Annotated in this window: 3 protein-coding genes; 2 read left to right on the top strand and 1 reads right to left on the bottom strand. The window is 69.5% G+C overall.

What is annotated here, in order from left to right:
• On the bottom strand, window positions 1-721 hold a 721-nt coding region (locus ACFWBB_RS42410; RefSeq protein WP_385284602.1), incomplete at its 3' end, for an MFS transporter.
• Window positions 722-1208: 487 nt separating this feature from the next.
• Between ACFWBB_RS42410 and ACFWBB_RS42405 the strand changes: the two genes are divergently transcribed.
• On the top strand, window positions 1209-1997 hold the full coding sequence (locus ACFWBB_RS42405; RefSeq protein ID WP_057600581.1) for an ABC transporter ATP-binding protein: 789 nt from the start codon (window positions 1209-1211) through the stop codon (window positions 1995-1997).
• On the top strand, window positions 1994-4573 hold the full coding sequence (locus ACFWBB_RS42400) for an ABC transporter permease (protein WP_385284598.1): 2580 nt from the start codon (window positions 1994-1996) through the stop codon (window positions 4571-4573). Before ACFWBB_RS42405 ends, ACFWBB_RS42400 begins: the two co-directional genes overlap by 4 nt.
• The last annotated feature ends 227 nt before the right edge of the window (window positions 4574-4800 follow it).

Below are 4800 nucleotides of genomic sequence, written 5' to 3'. Positions count from 1 at the left end.
CGTCACGCGCGCGTGGACGTGACCCGTCACGCGCGCGTGGACGCGATCCGTCACGCGCGCGTGGACGCGATCCGCCACGCGCGCGTGGCGGCGAGTCCTGCCCGGGCGACGGCGACTTGCGCTGCGGCTCGTGCAGATGACGGACGATCAGCCACAACGCCACCGCTCCGATGGGCAGGTTGACGAGGAAGATCCAGCGCCAGTCCGCGTAGGCGGCCAGGATCCCGCCCAGGCCGGGTCCCGCGACGGCCGAGACCGCCCACACCGTGGACAGTTTCGACTGGATCTTCGGCCGCTCCTTGAGTGGGTACAGATCGGCGGCCAGTGTCTGCACCGTGCCCTGCAACGCCCCGCCGCCCAGACCCTGCACGACGCGGAACGCGATCAGCGCCCCCATGTTCCAGGCCACGGCGCACAGCAGCGAGCCGAGCAGGAAGAGGGCCGCCCCGGCGACCAGCACCGGCTTGCGGCCGAAGGTGTCGGACAGCTTGCCGTAGACGGGCAGGGTGACCGTCACGGCGAGCAGATAGCCGGAGAACAGCCAGGAGAAGACGGAGAACCCGCCCAGGTCGCCGACGATCTGCGGGACGGCCGTGGAGACGACGGTGGAGTCGAGGGCGGCCAGCGCCATGGAGAGCATGAGGGCGGCGACGACCGCTCGCCGTCCATGTGGTGCGGTCGCCTGCGCGGCCTCACGTGTCGCCGGTCGGATGTCCCCCACCTGATGCCCCCGTAGCTCCCGTGCCCCTTGCATCCACTTCGCCGGACGCCAGCTTCCCACTTGACCCTCACGTCGCGGGAGGGCGGAGCCTGAGCGGGCTGATCGGGGCTGATCGGGGCCGGTGGGGTGGAGAGAACCCCGACGCCACTCCACCTGGCGGTGGACGGCCCCTAGGGGTAACTCCGTCCTACGGCTCGGGGAGGGTTCGTACCGTCGGAGGAGGAGAAGCCCCGGGTCCCGTCCTTAACCTGGCTTTATGCCGCTGGGGGGCGGCAGGCACCACTTCCGGGGGGTGGGGTTAACCCCCCGGGAAGACGGGCCCGAGCACCAGCGCGCGGGACCCCCTCCCGCCGACAGACTCTTCGACACAGCGCAGCGCACCACGCACCACCATCCGATGCAACGGATGCAACAGATACGTCCGTTGCAACGGATACGTCCGATGCGCTGTCCATTCGCTTCTGCATTCTGACATAGGAGATTTACCGTGACTTCGGCTGTGACCATTCCCAGGCACGGGGGCACTGGAGGGCGTACGGCCGTAGCCGCGCGGGCGCGGCAGGTCGTCAAGGCGTACGGGTCCGGTGAGACCCGCGTCGTCGCCCTCGACCACGTCGACGTGGACATCGCCCGCGGTCAGTTCACCGCGATCATGGGCCCCTCGGGGTCCGGCAAGTCCACCCTGATGCACTGCCTCGCCGGTCTCGACACCGTCTCGTCGGGGCAGATCTACCTGGACGAGACCGAGATCACCGGGCTGAAGGACAAGAAACTCACCAAGCTGCGCCGGGACCGGATCGGGTTCATCTTCCAGGCGTTCAACCTGCTGCCCACGCTCAACGCGCTGGAGAACATCACGCTGCCGATGGACATCGCCGGCCGCAAGCCGGACAAGGCGTGGCTGAGCCAGGTCGTGGAGACCGTCGGTCTGGCCGACCGCCTCAGGCACCGGCCCACCCAGCTCTCCGGCGGTCAGCAGCAACGCGTCGCCGTGGCCCGCGCCCTCGCCGCCCGCCCGGAGATCATCTTCGGGGACGAGCCGACCGGAAACCTCGACTCGCGCGCCGGCGCCGAGGTCCTGGGCTTCCTGCGCCGCTCGGTGGACGACCTGGGCCAGACCATCGTGATGGTCACGCACGACCCGGTGGCGGCCTCGTACGCGGACCGTGTGCTGTACCTCGCGGACGGCCGGATCGTCGACGAGATGTTCAAGCCGACCGCCGAGACCGTGCTGGACCGGATGAAGGACTTCGACGCGCGGGGGCGTACGTCATGACCGTCATGAAGACCTCCATGCGCAACTTCTACGCGCACAAGGGGCGCATGGCCCTGTCGGCCGTGGCGGTCCTGCTGTCGGTGGCGTTCGTCTGCGGGACGCTCGTCTTCACCGACACGATGAACAGCACCTTCGACAAGCTCTTCGCCGCCACCTCCTCCGATGTGACGGTGAGCGCGAAGGGCGCCTCGGACACCGGTGAGACGACCTCCGACAACGGAAAGCCGCCGGTCATGGCAGCCTCCGTGCTCGGTGAGGTCCGCAAGGCGGAGGGCGTGAAGTCGGCGGAGGGGACCGTCTTCTCGACCTCCGTGACCGTCGTCGACGCCGACAAGGACAGCCTGTCGCCCTCCAGCGGCGCGCCCACCATCGTCGGCAACTGGAACGCCAACGACGCCCGCACCATGAAGATCACCGACGGTGCGGCGCCCAAGAGCTCCGACCAGGTCATGGTCGACGAGGACACCGCCGACAAGCACCACCTCAAGCTCGGCGACGAGATCGGTGTGATCAGCGCGGTCGGCACGCACACCGCGAAGATCTCCGGCATCGCCGCCTTCCAGGTCACCAACCCCGGTGCGGCGATCTTCTACCTGGACACGAAGACCGCCCAGGAGGCCCTGGTCGGCGAGTCGAACGTCTATACGAACGTCAACGTCACGGCCGCGTCCGGGGTGAGCGACGCGCAACTGAAGAAGAACGTCGCGGCCGAGATCGGCACCGGCTACAAGGTGCAGACCGCCAAGGAGACGGCCGACGCCAACCGCCAGGACGTCGGGAGCTTCCTGGACGTGATGAAGTACGCGATGCTCGGCTTCGCCGGGATCGCCTTCCTCGTCGGCATCTTCCTGATCATCAACACGTTCTCCATGCTGGTCGCGCAGCGCACCCGCGAGATCGGCCTGATGCGGGCCATCGGCTCCAGCCGCAAGCAGGTCAACCGGTCCGTGCTCGCGGAGGCTTTGCTGCTGGGCGTCGTCGGCTCGCTCCTCGGCGTCGGCGCGGGCGTCGGCATCGCGGTCGGCCTGATGAAGCTCATGGGCATGACCGGGATGAACCTGTCCACGGACGACCTCACGGTCGCCTGGACGACCCCGGTGGTCGGCATGGTCCTCGGCATCGTCGTCACGGTGCTGGCGGCCTACCTCCCGGCCCGCCGCGCCGGCAAGGTCTCCCCGATGGCCGCGCTGCGCGACGCCGGTGCCCCGGCCGACGCCAGGGCCGGCGCCGTACGGGCCGTCATCGGCCTGCTCCTGACCGGCGCCGGCGGTGCGGGCCTCTACCTCGCCTCCGCCGCCGACAAGGCCGCCGAGGGCTCGCTCTGGCTGGGCCTGGGCGTGGTGCTGAGCCTGATCGGCTTCGTGGTGATCGGCCCGCTGCTGGCGGGCGCGGTCGTCCGGGTGCTGGGCGCGATCGTGCTCAGGGCCTTCGGTCCTGTCGGACGGATGGCGGAGCGCAACGCGCTGCGCAACCCGCGCCGTACGGGCGCCACGGGCGCGGCCCTGATGATCGGCCTCGCGCTGGTCGCCTGCCTTTCGGTGGTCGGCTCCTCGATGGTCGCCTCCGCCACGGAGGAGCTCGACAAGAGCGTCGGCACGGACTTCATCATCCAGAGCGACAGCGGTCAGCTGATGACCCCGCAGGCGGTGCGGGCCATCAAGTCGACGCCGGGTCTTGCGCGGGTCACCGAGTACAAGTGGACCCAGGCCGACTTCACCACCCCCGACGGCAAGACGCTCGACAAGACGGCGATCACGGCGGCCGACCCGACCTACGCGACCGACCTGCGCGTCGAGACCGTCGCCGGCAACCTCACCGACGCCTACCGCCCCGACTCGATGTCCGTCCACGACAAGTTCGCCAAGGACCACAAGATCACCCTCGGTTCCACGATCTCGGTCGCCTTCAAGGACGGTTCCACGGCCCGGCTGACGGTCCGCGCGATCACCAGCAGTGACGCCGTGATCGACCAGGGCGCGATGTACACCTCCACCGACACCCTCAAGAAGTACGTCCCGGCCGACAAGCTGCCGCTGGACCAGCTGGTCTTCGCCACGGCGAAGGACGGGCAGCAGGACGCCGCGTACACGTCCCTCAAGTCCGCGCTGCACGACTACCCGCAGTACAGCGTCCGCGACCAGACCGACTACAAGCAGCAGCTGAAGGACCAGATCGGGCAGCTGCTGAACCTGATCTACGGGCTGCTCGCCCTCGCGATCATCGTCGCCGTCCTCGGTGTTGTGAACACTCTCGCCCTGTCGGTGGTGGAGCGCACCCGGGAGATCGGCCTGATGCGGGCGATCGGCCTGTCCCGCCGCCAGCTGCGCCGCATGATCCGCATGGAGTCGGTCGTCATCGCCCTCTTCGGTGCCCTCCTCGGGCTCGGCCTGGGCATGAGCTGGGGCGCCACCGCCCAGCAGCTCCTCGCCCTCCAGGGACTGAACGTCCTCGAGATCCCGTGGCCGACGATCATCGGCGTGTTCATCGGCTCGGCCTTCGTGGGCCTCTTCGCCGCACTGATCCCGGCGTTCCGCGCGGGCCGCATGAACGTCCTCAACGCGATCGCGACGGACTAGCCCCACCCGAACCACCCGAACCAGCCCGGCACCGAGAAGAACGGGGGTCTTCTCGGTGCCGGGCTCATTCGCGGCTCCAGCCCGTCCGGGGTGCCCCTCCGGGGAGTTCGAGGACGAGGCCCTTTCGGGCCGAAGCGGGGGTCTGGGGGCGGCAGCCCAGGGGGCGGGACAGGACGCGGGACAGGGGCGGGAAGGGAAGGGGCGGCGGGGGGGGGGGGGGGGGCGGC

The organism is Streptomyces sp. NPDC060000 (assembly GCF_042737375.1).
GTDB lineage: Bacteria > Actinomycetota > Actinomycetes > Streptomycetales > Streptomycetaceae > Streptomyces.
The sequence above is the reverse complement of the archived record's forward strand: the minus strand, read 5'-3'. Positions and strand labels throughout refer to the sequence as shown.